The sequence below is a fragment of the Parasphingomonas frigoris genome (genome assembly GCF_036663815.1).
Classification (GTDB): Bacteria; Pseudomonadota; Alphaproteobacteria; order Sphingomonadales; family Sphingomonadaceae; genus Sphingomonas.
Window position 1 is genome coordinate 268,403 of record NZ_JAXOJQ010000002.1, and the last position, 14,971, is coordinate 283,373.

At 67.5% G+C, this 14,971-nt stretch carries 14 protein-coding genes; 8 read left to right on the forward strand and 6 right to left on the reverse strand.

The features are described 5' to 3' along the window. Positions 1 to 5: 5 nt before the first annotated feature. Positions 6 to 356: a DNA primase gene (locus U1872_RS06625; RefSeq protein ID WP_332792102.1), complete on the reverse strand. Its 351-nt coding sequence runs from the start codon at positions 354 to 356 to the stop codon at positions 6 to 8. 95 nt (positions 357 to 451) lie between these two features. Beyond that, complete coding sequence (locus U1872_RS06630) at positions 452 to 1,681, reverse strand: multidrug effflux MFS transporter (protein WP_332792103.1); 1,230 nt, start codon at positions 1,679 to 1,681, stop codon at positions 452 to 454. 136 nt (positions 1,682 to 1,817) lie between these two features. On the opposite strand from U1872_RS06630, the gene U1872_RS06635 reads away from it, so the two are divergent. The 4 genes from U1872_RS06635 (at position 1,818) to U1872_RS06650 (ending at position 5,222) form a co-directional block, all read left to right on the forward strand. After that, positions 1,818 to 2,207: a DUF3597 domain-containing protein gene (locus U1872_RS06635; RefSeq protein WP_332792104.1), complete on the forward strand. Its 390-nt coding sequence runs from the start codon at positions 1,818 to 1,820 to the stop codon at positions 2,205 to 2,207. Between the two features lie 85 nt (positions 2,208 to 2,292). Beyond that, positions 2,293 to 2,787, forward strand: a complete 495-nt coding sequence (locus tag U1872_RS06640; protein ID WP_332792105.1) for a hypothetical protein — start codon at positions 2,293 to 2,295, stop codon at positions 2,785 to 2,787. A gap of 72 nt (positions 2,788 to 2,859) precedes the next feature. After that, positions 2,860 to 3,813 (forward strand): isopenicillin N synthase family dioxygenase, encoded by a 954-nt coding sequence (locus tag U1872_RS06645; RefSeq protein WP_332792106.1) that lies wholly within the window; start codon positions 2,860 to 2,862, stop codon positions 3,811 to 3,813. 122 nt (positions 3,814 to 3,935) lie between these two features. Continuing rightward, complete coding sequence (locus tag U1872_RS06650; protein ID WP_332792107.1) at positions 3,936 to 5,222, forward strand: homoserine dehydrogenase; 1,287 nt, start codon at positions 3,936 to 3,938, stop codon at positions 5,220 to 5,222. A 173-nt stretch (positions 5,223 to 5,395) separates the two neighbouring features. On the opposite strand, the gene U1872_RS06655 is transcribed toward U1872_RS06650, so the two are convergent. Genes U1872_RS06655 through U1872_RS06665 form a run of 3 tightly spaced genes read right to left on the reverse strand, consistent with a single transcriptional unit; the run spans position 5,396 to position 7,383 of the window. After that, positions 5,396 to 5,920, reverse strand: a complete 525-nt coding sequence (locus U1872_RS06655; RefSeq protein WP_332792108.1) for a hypothetical protein — start codon at positions 5,918 to 5,920, stop codon at positions 5,396 to 5,398. Positions 5,921 to 5,968: 48 nt separating this feature from the next. Next, positions 5,969 to 6,397 carry a CoA-binding protein gene (locus U1872_RS06660; RefSeq protein ID WP_332792109.1) on the reverse strand — a complete coding sequence of 143 codons (429 nt, stop codon included), beginning with the start codon at positions 6,395 to 6,397 and terminating at the stop codon, positions 5,969 to 5,971. Then, positions 6,397 to 7,383, reverse strand: a complete 987-nt coding sequence (locus tag U1872_RS06665; RefSeq protein WP_332792110.1) for an Mrp/NBP35 family ATP-binding protein — start codon at positions 7,381 to 7,383, stop codon at positions 6,397 to 6,399. Before U1872_RS06665 ends, U1872_RS06660 begins: the two co-directional genes overlap by 1 nt. Before the next feature lie 70 nt (positions 7,384 to 7,453). Between U1872_RS06665 and hflK the strand changes: the two genes are divergently transcribed. From hflK to U1872_RS06685, 4 genes are all read left to right on the forward strand, one after another. Then, positions 7,454 to 8,599: a protease modulator HflK gene (hflK, locus tag U1872_RS06670; RefSeq protein WP_332792111.1), complete on the forward strand. Its 1,146-nt coding sequence runs from the start codon at positions 7,454 to 7,456 to the stop codon at positions 8,597 to 8,599. Continuing rightward, positions 8,596 to 9,459 (forward strand): protease modulator HflC, encoded by an 864-nt coding sequence (hflC, locus tag U1872_RS06675; protein WP_332792112.1) that lies wholly within the window; start codon positions 8,596 to 8,598, stop codon positions 9,457 to 9,459. The genes hflK and hflC overlap by 4 nt, the downstream gene beginning before the upstream one ends. A 112-nt stretch (positions 9,460 to 9,571) precedes the next feature. Next, positions 9,572 to 11,113: a Do family serine endopeptidase gene (locus U1872_RS06680; RefSeq protein ID WP_332792113.1), complete on the forward strand. Its 1,542-nt coding sequence runs from the start codon at positions 9,572 to 9,574 to the stop codon at positions 11,111 to 11,113. Positions 11,114 to 11,209: 96 nt separating this feature from the next. Next, complete coding sequence (locus tag U1872_RS06685) at positions 11,210 to 12,877, forward strand: helicase HerA-like domain-containing protein (RefSeq protein ID WP_332792114.1); 1,668 nt, start codon at positions 11,210 to 11,212, stop codon at positions 12,875 to 12,877. A gap of 169 nt (positions 12,878 to 13,046) precedes the next feature. Here U1872_RS06685 and U1872_RS06690 read toward each other — a convergent pair whose 3' ends face one another. Beyond that, on the reverse strand, positions 13,047 to 14,915 hold the full coding sequence (locus U1872_RS06690; protein WP_332792115.1) for an acetyl/propionyl/methylcrotonyl-CoA carboxylase subunit alpha: 1,869 nt from the start codon (positions 14,913 to 14,915) through the stop codon (positions 13,047 to 13,049). Positions 14,916 to 14,971 lie beyond the last annotated feature (56 nt).

A 14,971-nucleotide genomic window follows, 5' to 3' on the forward strand; every position in this document is an offset into this window, starting at 1 on the left:
ATGCGTTAAGGACGCAGGGCCTTGTCGTCGCGATCGGTCAGTTCGTCGTCCTCGACGGTCCCGTCGTCGAGCTCGTCCTGGACGTCGTCCTCATCCGCGTCGTCGTCGCTCTCGTCGGCGTCGTCATCTTCCTCGCCGAGTTCGTCGCCTTCCATCGCGAGATCGTCTTCATTCTCGTCATCGTCGTCGTTCACGGACCCGATGTCGGGCGCGAGATCGGTCAGCAGCGTGCCGTCGCTCGGCCCGTCGCGCGTGACCTCGAGGATCTCCGCGCGCTGACTCTCGTCATAGCCTTCTTCGTCGAAACCGTCGTCGCCCGTGCCTTGGCCGGGCACCTGATGTCCACCGATGCTCATCTCGCTTCTCCCGACTTCCCCGCGTGATGCAGGATCGTGCTCTTGAGCGAACCGCGCAAGCCGCACTCGGTTCCGGCGCGACCCGCCAAATACGCTCAGCTGGGGCGAAAGAGCCGTCCCCGCTCGACCACCGCGGCGATCAGCAGCCCGGCCACGCCTGCGACGAGGAAGCCCGCGTGAAGCGGCAAAGTCGTGCCGTCGAACCCACGGCCGATCGCCCAGCCGATCAGCGCGCCGCCGGTGATCCCGAGGAAGCCCTGGACGCTCGACGCGACCCCCGCGATCCGGCCCATATTCTCCATCGCCATCGCCGACATGTTCGACGTGGCGAGCCCGAAGCAGGCCATCGTCACCGCCTGTACCAGCACGAACGACAGCAACGGCTCTTCGCCCAGCTGGCCGATCACCAGCCCGGTGCCCGACGACAGGATCATCACCACCAGGGCGGTCTGCGAGATGCGGCGCATGCCGATCTTCATCACGATCCGCGAATTGAGCAGGTTGGCCGCCATCATCGTGCCGGCCGAGGCGGCGAACACCGCGCCGAGCAGTTCGGGGCGATGGAAGACGCGCTCCATGATCGGCTGGATCGAGCTGAGATAGCCGAACAGCGCCCCCTGCGCGATCAGCGCGGCGAGCGTGTAGCCGACCGAGAAGCGATCCGACAGCGTCGTCCGCCACCCCGCCAGCATGCCGCGGATCGACAGCGGCGCGCGATTTTCGGGCTTGAGCGTCTCGGGCATGCGCAGCGCGAACCAGATCAGGCAGACCGCCGAGACGGCGGCGATCAGTTCGAAGATCAGCCGCCACGATCCCAGCAGCAGGATCGCCTGCCCCAGGCTCGGCGCGATGATCGGCACCGCCATGAACACCATGAAGGCAAGGCTCGTCACCTGCGCCATCGCGCGGCCCGAGAAGCAATCGCGGATCAGCGCGATCGTCACGACGCGGCTCGCCGCGATCGCCAGGCCGCTGGCGAAGCGCACGACCAGCAGCAGCTCGAAACTGTTGGCAAGGCCAGCGCAGAGGTTGCCCGCGATATAGGCGACCAGCCCGGCGATCAGCACCGGACGCCGGCCATAGCGGTCGGTCAGCGGCCCGTGGATCAGCTGGCCGATGCCGAGCCCGACGACGAACACCGTCAGGATCAGCGGACCATCGAGGATCGCATCGACCCCGAGGCGCCGCGCAATGTCGGGCAGCGCGGGAAGCATCGTGTCAATGCCGAGCGCACCGAGCGCGATCAACGCCGCGATCAGGGGAACGAACTCGACCAGCCGCAGCGGCGGGGAGTCGATCATCGGGGGATGTTCGGGAGCGGCCATGGCGCGCCCCATGCCCGACCGGGCGCCGCAGGTCACCCTGCAAAGCGCGCATCTGGTCGATCGCCCGCCGCAACCGTAACGGAACCGACGCATCCGCGGAGCATTCTCAAGGCTCAACCGGGAGAGGAGCAAAGACATGAGCATATTCGGGATGATCAAGGACGCGATCTGGGGCCACAAGGACGCGCCGGTAGACGCCGCCCCGTCCACCACTGCGATGCCGCAGATGAACACGCCGTCCGATCCGGGCGCCCCGGCAGCCGCCGCGCCGGCCCCCACGCCGACCCCCGCCCCCGCAGCAAAGCTCGACGTCAATACCATCCTGACGCAGAAGGCCGCCGAGAAGGGCCAGCCGCTCAACTGGCAGACCTCGATCGTCGATCTCATGAAGGTGCTCGATCTCGACCCGAGCCACGAGAACCGCGTCTCGCTCGCGCACGAGCTTGGCTACACTGGCGACATCGACGACAGCGCGACGATGAACATGTGGCTGCACAAGAAGGTGATGGAAAACCTCGCGTCGTAAGGCGCGTGGTAAGGCGTTTGGGCGCTTGACGACGATCGTGGCGGGCCCTTAGTGTGTTATAGCAATATCACACGAAAGGTCCGTCATGTCTCGTCCCCTGATCTGCGCCATGACCTTGCTCGCGCTGAGCGCGTGCGACGGCGGCAAGCATGGCACGTCGATCTCGATCAATTCGTCAGATGGCGATGCGACAGGCAGTCTCGACGGCAATGGCGAGGCGACGGTCGACACGCCTTTCTTCAAGGGCAAGGTGAAGATCCCCAAGCTTCAGCTCGACGCGTCGGATTTCGAGATGAACGGCGTGCATCTCTATCCCGGCTCGACGATCGGCGGTTTGAACATCGACGCCAAGGATCGCCCGGGCACCAAGCAGGACGGCCGCGTCCGAGTGACCTTCACCAGCCCCGCCGCCGCAACGACGGTGCGCGAATGGTTCAAGGACAAATTGACCGCGGCAAACTTCAAGGTCGCGCCCGTCGGTACCGGGCTGAGCGGCAAGACCGACGAGGACCAGCCCTTCCGGCTCGAGCTGACCCCGGTGGCGAAAGGCAAGGCGGACGGTGTGATCACGATCGGGTGAGGCGGCACTTGCGATGACACGGCGCCAATTCCCCGCTATCTTCGCGCTTTGCCAGTATCACGGACGCCCCTCATGCTCGACACCCCCACCGCCGAAGTCCCGCCACTGTCGCTTGCCGACGAAGCCGCCGATCCCGCCGCCTTCGCCGCGGCGCTGGGCGATTCGTTCGAGCGGTTCGGCTTCGCGGTGGTGTCGGATCACGGCGTCCCCGCCGATCTGATCGCGCGCGCCTGGGCGATGACCGAGGCGTTCTTCGCGCTGCCCGAGGACACCAAGCGCAGCTATTTCAGCGCGGGCGGCGGCGGCGCGCGCGGCTACACGCCGTTCAAGACCGAGATCGCCAAGGGTGCGACGCATGTCGATCTCAAGGAATTCTGGCACGTCGGCCGCGAGCTCGCCAAGGGCCACCGCTTCGAAGCACAGATGGCGCCCAATGTCTGGCCCGACCAGCCCGAGGGCTTCCGCGAGACCTTCATCGAACTGTTCGCCGCCCTCGACGTAGCCGGCGACCGTTTGCTGTCGGCGATCGCGCGGCATCTGGGCCTCGCGCCCGACTGGTTCGATCCTGCCGTCAAGGACGGCAATTCGGTGCTCCGCCTGCTGCATTACCCGCCCGTCCCCGCCGATGCGGCCGAGGTGCGCGCCGGGGCGCATGAGGACATCAATCTGATCACGCTGCTGCTCGGCGCCGAGGAAGCCGGGCTGCAACTGCTGACCAAGGAAGGCGAATGGCTGCCGATCAAGCCCCCCGAGGGCGCGATGGTCGTCAATGTCGGCGACATGCTCCAGCGGCTCACCAACCACGTCCTGCCCTCGACCACGCACCGCGTCGTCAACCCGGCGCCCGAGCGGCGCGGGCATTCGCGCTACTCGATGCCGTTCTTCCTCCACCCCGCGCCCGACTTCCTGATCGAAACCTTGCCCTCGACGATCACCGCGGAGCGACCCAACCGCTATCCGACGCCGATCAGCGCGCATGACTATCTCCACGAACGGCTGGTCGAGATCGGCCTGGTCAAGAAATAGCATTCCCACGTCACCCCGGACTTGTTCCGGGGTCCACTCCTCCGCTAGCGCAGTCGGCGATCGGCGCGCGCGCTGGTCGGGGGACCCCGGAACGAGTCCGGGGAGACGAAGGTGTGACTGCTATGACCAAACCCTTGCGCATCGCCCTCGCCGGGCTCGGCACTGTCGGCGGCGGCGTGATCCGCTTGCTCGATACGAATGGCGCGCTGATCGCGCGGCGCGCCGGGCGGCCGATCGAGATCGTCGCGGTTTCGGCGCGCGATCGCACCAAGGATCGCGGCGTCGACATGACGCGCTTCGAATGGGTCGACGATACCACCGCGCTGGCGCAGGCCGACGTCGATGTCGTGGTCGAGCTCGTCGGCGGGTCGGACGGCCCTGCGCTCACGCTCGCGCGCACCACGCTTGGCGCAGGAAAGAGCTTCGTCACCGCCAACAAGGCGATGCTCGCGCATCACGGGCTCGAGCTCGCGCGCGCTGCCGAAACGGCCGGCGTCGCGCTCAAGTTCGAGGCGGCGGTCGCGGGCGGCGTTCCGGTGATCAAGGGCTTACGCGAAGGTGCCGCCGCCAACGAGATCGAGCGCGTCTACGGCATCCTCAACGGCACGTGCAATTTCATCCTGTCGAAGATGGAGGCGGAAGGTCGCGACTTCGCAGACGTGCTCGCCGAGGCGCAGGCACTAGGGTTTGCAGAGGCCGACCCGAGCTTCGATATCGACGGCGTCGATGCGGCGCACAAACTGTCGCTGCTCGCGAGCCTCGCTTTCGGCACGCAGCCGGCGTTCGGCGACGTCGCGGCGACCGGCATCCGCCACGTGCTCGCCGCCGACATCGCCGAGGCAGCGTCGCTCGGCTACCGCGTGCGCCTGCTCGGGCTCGCCGAGGCCGGCCCCGGCGGGCTGTTCCAGCGCGTCCACCCGCATCTCGTGCCGGTCAGCCATCCGCTCGCGCATGTGACCGGTGCGACCAACGCGGTCGTCGCCGAGGGCAATTTCGTCGGGCGGCTGCTGTTCCAGGGCGCGGGCGCGGGCGATGGGCCGACCGCGAGCGCCGTCGTCGCCGATCTGATCGACATCGCGCGCGGCGAGTTCGGCCCAGCCTTCGCGATGCCCGCCGATGCCTTGACCGCGCAGGGCCCGGCCGATGCCGGCGAGCGGCGCGGGCGCGCTTATGTGCGCTTCATGGTCGCCGATCGCGTCGGCGTGCTCGCCGAGATCGCCGCAGCGATGCGCGATGCGGGCGTTTCGATCGAGAGCCTGATGCAGCGCGGCGCGCATGCCGACGGATCGGTGCTGGTCGCGATCGTCACGCATGAGGGCCCCGAGCGCTGCGTCGCGCAAGCGCTCGAGCGACTGCGCGGGTCGCAGAGCCTGGTCGGGCAGCCGCTGTGGATGCATATCCTGGGGTAAGAAGCACCCCCCCGTTTGCCCTAAGCCTGTCGAAGGGCTGTTCTTCTTCGCGACGGCGGAAAGGAAGAACAGTGCTTCGACAAGCTCAGCACGAACGGAGATAGGGGTGCGCACCTGGAATTGGCAGCGCACGTTGGCCGCGCTCACGGCGGTTATGCGCGTGTGGCTGCCGCTTACGGCAAGATCACCGACTCCCGCGGCGTATCGTCGAGCGCGATCGCGACGCGGCCGGATTTGTCGGGTTTCTTCTTGAACATCTTGCCAACGCCATGCGCGACGTCTCCGGCCAGCATGCCGAGGTCCTTTGCCTCGCCGGGTCGCTCGCAACAGCTGTCGGGCGACACGACCTTCTGGATCAGCCGCACCACCTGCGTGCCGCCGCCGAAGAAATCGATTCCCCCGGCACAGCCGCCCTGCATCGTCGCACACGGCGAACTTCCCGCTACCGCCATCGCACCAATCCCCGTCATGTCGGGATTCGACGGCTTGGGCCGGTTGAGCACGACCTCGTCGGGATAGGGCAGCTTCTGCAGCGGCAGCGGTTTGCCGCAGACGATGATGTCGGTCGGATCGACCGCCTTGCCGCGCCGCACGCACGGTTCGCTCGGCACTGTCTGCAGAATCGAAAAGGAGGTCGGCGCCGCGGGAACGGCGACAGCGGGGGTCGCGGCTTGCGCGGCGAGGAGCAGCAGCATCATGACCCTGTTACTCCCCTGCAATCATGGCCAATTTCAGGCGAGCCGATCTCAGGAGAGTAAGGCGACGCCCAACCGCGGCAGTTCGATCGCCGGGCAGCGATCCATCACGACCTTGAGCCCCGCTGCCTCGGCCCGCGCCGCTGCCGCTTCGTTGACGACGCCCAGCTGCAACCACACCGCCTTGGCACCCGCCGCGATCGCTTCGTCGACGGCATCGCCGGCCGCATCCGAATTGCGGAAGATATCGACCAGGTCGATCGGGTCGCCGATCTGCGACAGTTCGCGAAAGACGAATTCGCCGTGGAGATGCTCGCCGGTGATCTGCGGATTGACCGGGATCACGCGATAGCCATGCTCCTGCAACGTCCGCATCACGCGATAAGACGGCCGATCGGGCCGATCCGACGCGCCGACCAGGGCGATCGTGCGGGTCTCCTCGAGCAGGGTGCGCAGGTCGCTATCGCTGGTGATCGGCATCAGGCATGTCCCCGTGAGTCGTTGGCAATCCAGCCGGAAACGTGGCCGGCTATCTGCTTGAACGCCACCGCCTCGGGCCCGTTCCCCGTCACCGGCGGCTGCCCGGCATCGGAGGCGACGCGCACGCGCATGTCGAGCGGGATCCGCCCCAGGAAAGGCAGCCCCAATTCCTTCGCTGCCGCTTCCGCGCCGCCGTTGCCGAACGGATCGGACACGTCTCCGCAGGAAGGGCAGACGTAGCCGGCCATATTCTCGATCAAGCCGATGATCGGCACGCCCGCCTTGACGAATAGGTCGATCGCGCGGCGCGCGTCGATCAGTGCAAGATCCTGCGGGGTCGAGACGATCACCGCGCCGGTCGGACGATATTTCTGGATCATCGTCAGCTGGACGTCGCCCGTCCCCGGCGGCAGGTCCATCACCAGCGTATCGGCCACGCCCCAATTGGCGTCCATCATCTGCGTCAGCGCGCCCGCCGCCATCGGCCCGCGCCACGCGATCGCCTGGTCGGCGGTAACCAGCATCCCCATCGAGAGAAGCGGCACGCCGAACGGCGTCTGCACCGGATTGAGCACCTTGTTGTGCGCGGTCGGCTTGAGATCGGCGACGCCCATCAGCCGCGGCTGCGACGGCCCATAGATATCGGCATCGACCAGCCCGACGCGCCGCCCGGCCTGGTGCAGCGCGATCGCCAGATTGGCCGAGACGGTCGACTTGCCGACGCCGCCCTTGCCGCTGCCGACCGCGATCGTGACGCGCTGCTGGCGCTGGCTGGTCAGCGCGACCCGCACCGTGGTCACCCCCGCAATCGTCGCGGCAGCGGTGCGCACCGCTGCCTCGAGCGCGGCATGGTCGGCTTCGGGAACGCCGCCGACATCGACGATGACGCTGGCGCGCCCCTCCTCGATCCGCCCGGTCGCGCGGGTGCCGGCGACGAGCGAAAGGGCGGCGTTGAGGGCGGCATCGGGGGAAATCGGATCGGTCATCCCGCGCAGATAGGCGTGCCCGATGCGCTTGCCACTGTTTTTCGCGCGAGGCCGTGCTTATAAAGGCTTCATGACGATCCTATCGCGCTGGTTCCAACGCCCCTCCCTACAATCCGCCGATGGCAAGGGCCCGTGGGGGAGTGGCACTGGTGGCGATGACGACAAGAGCGGCGGCCCGCGCAATCCGTGGGCGCAACCGCCGGCGGGCAAGCCGCGCGGCAATGCCCCCGGCCCGAGCGCGCTCGACGAATTTCTCAAGCGTGCGCGCGGTGGCGGCAGCGGCCCCGGCGGCTTCGGTGGCGGCGGACGGCCGCGCATCCCGGGCGCGCCGAGTGCCGCCAACCTGTGGGCCATCGCGGTCGGCATCGTTGTCGTCGCGTGGATCGTGCTCACCAGCTTCCACTCGATCGGGCCGCAGCAGCGCGGCGTGGTGACCTTCCTCGGCCGCTATTCCGAAACGCTCGAACCCGGTATCCGCGTGACGCTGCCGGCGCCGTTCGTCGACGTCGCCAAGGTCGATGTCGCCGCGATCAACACCGAGAGCTTCCCGGACGATGTCGAAGGCACGTCCGAGACCGACAAGTTGATGCTGACGAGCGACCAGAACATCGTCGATCTCGAATATTCGGTGCGCTGGCAGATCTCGAACCCGCAGGACTTCGCTTTCCAGATCGCCGATCCGCGCGGCACGCTCCGGGCGACCGCGATGAGCGCGATGCGCGCCGCGGTCGCCACCGCGACGCTCGACGACGCGATCGGCGGCGGACGCACCGCGATCGAGACCAAGGTCCAGCAATCGATGCAGGACATTCTCGACGGCTATAATTCGGGGATCCGCATCCAGGGTGTCGCGATCAAGGGCGCGCAGGCGCCGGCGCAGGTGTCCGACGCGTTCAAGGAAGTCTCGGCCGCACAGCAGCAGGCGCAGAGCGATATCAGCAAGGCGCGCGGTTATGCGCAACAGGTGCTCGCCAAGGCGCAGGGCGAGGCCGCCGCGTTCGACGTGATCTATGCGCAGTACAAGCTCGCGCCGGAAGTGACCCGCAAGCGCATGTATTACGACACGATGGAGCAGGTTCTGTCCAAGTCCGACAAGACGATCATCCAGGCGCCTGGGGTCGTTCCCTATCTTCCGCTGCCGGGGATCGGCCGCCGTCTGCCCGAAGCCGCACCGGCCATCGCGCCCGCCCCGCAAGCCCAGGGAGGCGCACAGTGAGCCGCAATCTTCTCCGCAACCCCGTCGCAATCGGGATCGTCGCGCTTCTGCTGCTGATCGTCGCCGCGAGCTCAATCGCAATCGTGCCCGAGACTCGCCAGGCGGTGATCCTGCGCTTCCAGCAGCCCGTCGCGACGATCAACGAATATCGCCCCAACGAAGTGTTCGGCCGCACCGGCGCCGGGATCAACTTCCGCGTGCCGTTCATTGACCGGCTCGTCTGGGTCGACAAGCGCGTGCTCGACGTCGAGCTCGACAACCAGCCCGTGCTCTCGACCGACCAGACCCGGCTCGAGGTCGACGCTTACGCCCGCTTCCGCATCGTCGATCCGCTCAAGGCGGTGATCTCGACCGGCAGCACCTCGGTCACTGAGCAGCGCATCAAGGACCAGCTCCAGCCGCTGTTCAGCTCGTCGCTGCGCAACGAACTCGGCAAGCGTCCGTTCGCGGCACTGCTCAGTCCCGAGCGCACCCAGGTGATGGGCAACATCCGCTCGGGGCTCCAGCGCCTCGCCTCGCAATATGGCGTGCAGATCGTCGACGTGCGGATCAAGCATGCCGACCTGCCGAGCGGCACGCCGTTCGACAGCGCGCTCAACCGGATGCGCACCGCGCGCCACCAGCAGGCGCTGACGATCCAGGCACAGGGCGCACAGACCGCGCAGATCATCTCGGCGCAGGCCGACGCACAGGCCGCGCAAATCTATGCGCAAGCCTTCAACAAGGATGCCGAATTCTACGATTTCTATCGGGCGATGCAGTCGTATCGCTACACCTTCGCGCAAGACGCCAAGGGTTCGACGTCGTTGGTGCTGTCGCCCGACAACGCCTATTTGAAGGAATTTCAGGGGCGCCGTTGATTTGACGGCCCCGTAACGGCCCGCCAGCCGTTGATATTCAATCGCCGTTCAGCAACCATGGCTATCAGCTATCGTGTTGCTGCCAATTGGTAGACGAGAGGAAACGACCCACGTGCGCTACGCCTACGCCATTACCGCCGCCCTGCTGCTGAGCGGGACCGCCACTGCCATCGCGTTGCCATCCGCCGGGGGCGCGCAGACCGCCCAGAACGAACCCGCCGTGATGGCCGCCGCCGCGCCCAAGCCCGGCGCGCCGATGAGCTTTGCCGATCTCGTCGCCAAGCTGCAGCCCGCCGTCGTCAACATTTCGACTAGCCAGCACATCACGCAGGCGCAGCCCGCCAATCCGTTCGCCGGCACCCCGTTCGAGGGGCTGTTCGGCCAGCAGCAGGGCCAGGGTGGCGGCGCCACGCCGACGACGCGCGAGGCGACCTCGCTCGGTTCGGGCTTCATCATCTCGCCCGACGGCTATGTCGTGACCAACAACCATGTCGTCGCCGCAGGCGCCAAGGGCGCGACCGTCGACTCGATCACCGTCACGATGACCGACCGCAAGGAATATGTCGCCAAGCTGATCGGCCGCGACCCGACCTCGGATCTGGCGCTGCTCAAGATCGAGGCGAAGAACCTCCCGTTCGTGAAGTTTGGCGATTCGGATTCGGCGCGCGTCGGCGACTGGATCGTCGCGATCGGCAATCCCTTCGGCCTCGGCGGCACCGTCACCGCGGGCATCGTCTCGTCGCTCCACCGCGTCACCGGCGCCGGCGCCTATGACCGCTTCATCCAGACCGATGCGGCGATCAACCAGGGCAATTCGGGCGGCCCGATGTTCGATCTCAACGGCAACGTGATCGGCATCAACTCGCAGATCCTCGGCAGCACCGGTGGCGGCAATATCGGCATCGGCTTCGCGATCCCGGCGACCGACGCCAAGCCGGTCATCGAGAAACTGATGAAGGGCACCAAGATCGCGCGCGGCTATCTCGGCGTCGGCCCGCAGCCGATCGACGACGATCTCGCCTCGTCGTTCGGTCTCGCCAAGAACAAGGGCGAACTGCTCCGCAGCATCGAGCCGGGCCAGCCTGCCGACAAGGCCGGGCTCAAGGTCGGCGACATCGTGCTGCGCGTCAACGGCAAGGACGTGAACCCCGACCAGTCGCTCAGCTATCTGGTCGCCAACGTCACGCCGGGCACGCGCGTCCCGCTCGACATCGTGCGCCAGGGCCGCCCGCAGACGATCATCGCGACGATCGGCACGCGCCCGTCGGAAGACGTGCTGCTCGCCAAGGCGAATGCCGACGCCGACAGCGACATGTCGGACGACAGCGACACGCCGACCGCCGGCCAGGCCGCATCGAACCCGCTCGGCGTCACCGTCGCGACGCTGACCCCGCAGATCGCGCGCACCTTCGGCATCGATTCGTCGGTGTCGGGCGTCGTCATCGGCATGGTCGATCCGGCAAGCGATGCCGGCGCCAAGGGCCTCAAGCGCGGCGACGTGATCATCTCCGCCAACGGCACGCCGGTCACCACGCCCGCAGCGCTCGGTGCGATCGTGATGCAGGCGAAGGCCGCGGGCCGTTCGCAGGTCGCGCTCTATGTCGTGCGCGGTCGCCAGCCGGCCTTCTTCATCGGCGTGAAGCTGAAGAAGTAAGCTCGACGCAAAGCCCCTCTCCTTCAGGGGAGGGGCTAAAAGACTTCCGCCGCCCCGCTTTTCGCGCGATACCGTGCACGAGATCACGGAGGCCGCATGACCGACACGACGAGCATTTTCCTTGGCGCTGGCGCTGGCGGCGCCAACCCCCAGCAGCTCGAACTCAAGCGCGCCAACCGCCACGGCCTGATCGCGGGCGCGACCGGCACCGGCAAGACGGTGACCGTCCAGGGCATCATCGAAGGCTTCTCGCGCGTTGGCGTCCCCTGCTTCGTCGCCGACGTGAAGGGCGACCTGTCGGGCCTCGCGATGGCCGGATCCCCCACCGCCAAGAATCACGAGATCTTTGCCGCGCGCGCCAAGGAGATTGGCGACGACAGCTGGGCCTATGCGGACACCCCGGTGCAATTCTGGGATCTGTATGGCGAGCAGGGCCACCCGATCCGCACCACCATTTCCGAGATGGGCTCGCTGCTGCTGTCGCGGCTGATGGATCTCAACGAGGTCCAGGAAGGCGTGCTGACGATCGCCTTCCACGTCGCCGACAAGGACGGGCTGCTGCTGCTCGACCTCGACGACCTGCAGGCGATGCTCGTCAGCTGCGGCGAGCGCGCCGACGAGCTGACGACGACCTATGGCAACGTCTCGAAGCAGTCGATCGGCACGATCCAGCGCGCGATCCTCCAGTTGCGCTCGCAGGGCGGCGAGCATTTCTTCGGCGAGCCCGCGCTCGATCTCGACGATTTCATCGGGGTCGACGACAAGGGGCGCGGCATCGTTAACATCCTCGCCGCCGACAAATTGATGGCGAGCCCGAAGCTCTATGCGACCTTCCTGTTGTGGCTGATGAGCGAATTGTTCGAGCATCTCCCCGAGGTCGGCGATCCCGACAAGCCCAAGCTGTGCTTCTTCTTCGACGAAGCGCATCTGCTATTCGATGCGGCGCCCAAGGCGCTGCTCGAGAAGATCGAGCAGGTCGTGCGGCTGATCCGGTCGAAGGGCGTCGGCATCTACTTCATCACGCAGAACCCGATCGACATTCCCGACACCGTCGCCGGGCAGCTCGGCAACCGCGTGCAGCATGCGCTGCGTGCCTTCACCCCGCGCGACCAGGCGGCGGTGCGGTCGGCGGCGACGACCTTCCGCGCCAATCCCGGCGTCGATGTCGAGACCGCGATCACCGAGTTGAAGGTCGGCGAGGCGCTCGTCTCGCTGCTGCTCCCCGATGGCTCGCCCTCGCCGGTCCAGCGCACGCTGATCGCCCCGCCCGCGTCGCGCGTCGGCCCGGTGACGCCGGTCGAGCGCGGGGTGATGATCTCGACCGATCCGGTGGGGACGAAATATGACACGCTGGTCGACCGTCACTCGGCCGAGGAAATCCTCGCCGGAAAAGCCCAGGAAGCGAGCGCAGCGGCCGCCGAGGCGAAGGCGAAGACCGAGGCCGACAAGGCCGCTGCGGTGCAGGCCAAGGCCGATGCGGTCGCCGCAAGGGAGGCCGAGCGCCAGCGTGTCGCGGACCAGCGCGAAGCCGATCGCCAGGCCAAGCTCGCCGCTCAGCAGTCTGCAGCCGAAGCCAAGGCCGCCGCCAACTCGCCCTGGAACCGCGCGATCACGTCGGCGACGCGCTCGGCAAGCTCGGCGGTCGGTCGGCAGGTCGCCAACGAGGTGTCGAAGGCCGTGTTCGGCTCCTCGCGCGGCGCCGGGGCGGGGATCATCGGCGGGCTGGTGCGCGGCGTGCTCGGGGGGCTGTTCAAGGGGCGCTGAGCGGGCGCGCACGCCCTCTCCCCTCCCCCTCTCACCTTCTCGCTTCCCCGGCGAAGGCCGGGGCCCAGGAGCTGAACGATCGATATCTCGAGCGCAGCACTCGCTTGCTACCGCGGTCGCTCCTGGGCCCCGGCCTTCGCCGGGGAAGCAATTCTTCGGCTGGCGGTCGTTAAGCCGCCTCCTCCGCAGTCGCGGTCAACCGCGCCAAAACCATCCCCTCCTGCGTCTGCCCGCCGACGACCGCGTCGAGCTCGGCGACTTTGCCGTCGAACGGCGCGACCAGGCCATGCTCCATCTTCATCGCCTCGAGCGTGACGAGCTTCTGCCCCTTGGTGACGCTGTCACCTGCGGCGACATCGACCGCGATGATCCGGCCCGGCATGGGGGCGAGGATCGCGCCGTCGGCAGCGGCGCCGGTCGCGGTGCCGCGCGGTTGCTCGAGCCGATAGCTGCGTCCTTCGCCGAGGAAGAAGCTGACGACTTCCTCCTGTGGAGGGCCGTCGTCGATCATCACGTCGGCAACGCGGTGTACGGTGCCCGCATCGTCGACGATTCGCACCTCGGAGCGCGGCGCCGCATTGAGCCGAAGTCCGATGGCGTCGTCCCACACGCCCCGCATCGCGCGCGCCGCGAGCGCAGCCGCCGCGTCGCGCAGATGCGCGATCTGCGGCGCAGGCGGGATCGTCAGCGCGTCTCCGCGTCGCTCGATCAATCCAGTGTCGATCGCACCGTCCCGGAAATCCGCATCCTGGCAGATACGCGCCAGGAAGCCTGCGTTGGTACGCACCGGCCAGACCTCGACATCGCTCGTCGCATCCCACAGCGCCACGATCGCCGCCGACCGGTCGTCTTCATGGACGACGATCTTGGCGATCATCGGATCATAGAAAGGTGACACCTCGCCTGCTTCCTCGACCCCGGTCTCGATCCGCGCGAAGCTCGGCAGGCGTAGATGCTCGAGCGTCCCGGTAGACGGCAGAAAGCCCGTGGCGGGGTTCTCCGCGTACAACCGAGCCTCCATCGCCCAGCCATTGATCGCCAGCTCGTCCTGCCGCTTGGGCAGCACCTCGCCGCTCGCAACCCGCAGCTGCCACTCGACCAGATCGACCCCGGTGATCTCCTCGGTCACCGGATGCTCGACCTGGAGCCGCGTGTTCATTTCCATGAACCAGATGCGGTCGGCGCGCAGGCCCTCGCTCGCGTCGGCGATGAACTCGATCGTGCCCGCGCCGACATAATCGACCGCCTTCGCCGCCTTGACCGCCGCGGCGCAGATCGCCTCGCGCGTGACCGCGTCCATCCCCGGCGCGGGGGCTTCCTCGATCACCTTCTGGTGGCGGCGCTGGAGCGAGCAGTCGCGCTCGAACAGATGGACGACGTTGCCGTGGGCATCGCCGAACACCTGCACCTCGATGTGGCGCGGCGAGAGGATGTATTTCTCGATCAACACGTCGGTATTGCCGAACGACGACGCCGCCTCGCGCTGGCACGAGACCAATGCATCGGCGAAGTCGGCGGGATCGTCGACGCGCCGCATCCCCTTGCCGCCACCGCCCGCGACCGCCTTGATCAGCACGGGATAGCCGACCGCCGCCGCTTCGGCAGCCAACCGCTCGGGTGCCTGGTCGGCGCCGAGATAGCCCGGCGTCACCGGCACGCCCGCCGCGATCATCCGCTCCTTGGCGGCGTCCTTCAGGCCCATCGCGCGGATGCTGTCGGGATTGGGGCCGACCCAGACGATCCCGGCGTCGATCACGTCTTGCGCGAAATCGGCATTTTCGGACAGGAAGCCGTAGCCGGGGTGGATCGCCTCGGCACCACTCGCCTTCGCCGCGGCGATGATCTTCTCGCCGACCAGATAGCTTTCGCGCGCTGGCGACGGACCGATATGCACCGCCGCGTCGGCCTGGCGGACATGCAGCGCCTTGGCATCGGCATCCGAATAGACCGCGACCGTGCGGATCCCCATCGCGCGCGCGGTGCGGATGATGCGGCAGGCGATTTCGCCGCGATTGGCGATGAGCAGAGACTGGATCATGCGTATCTATCCGTCGCCCCGGCGCAGGCCGGGGCCGTTACGAGAAAGGCACCGCC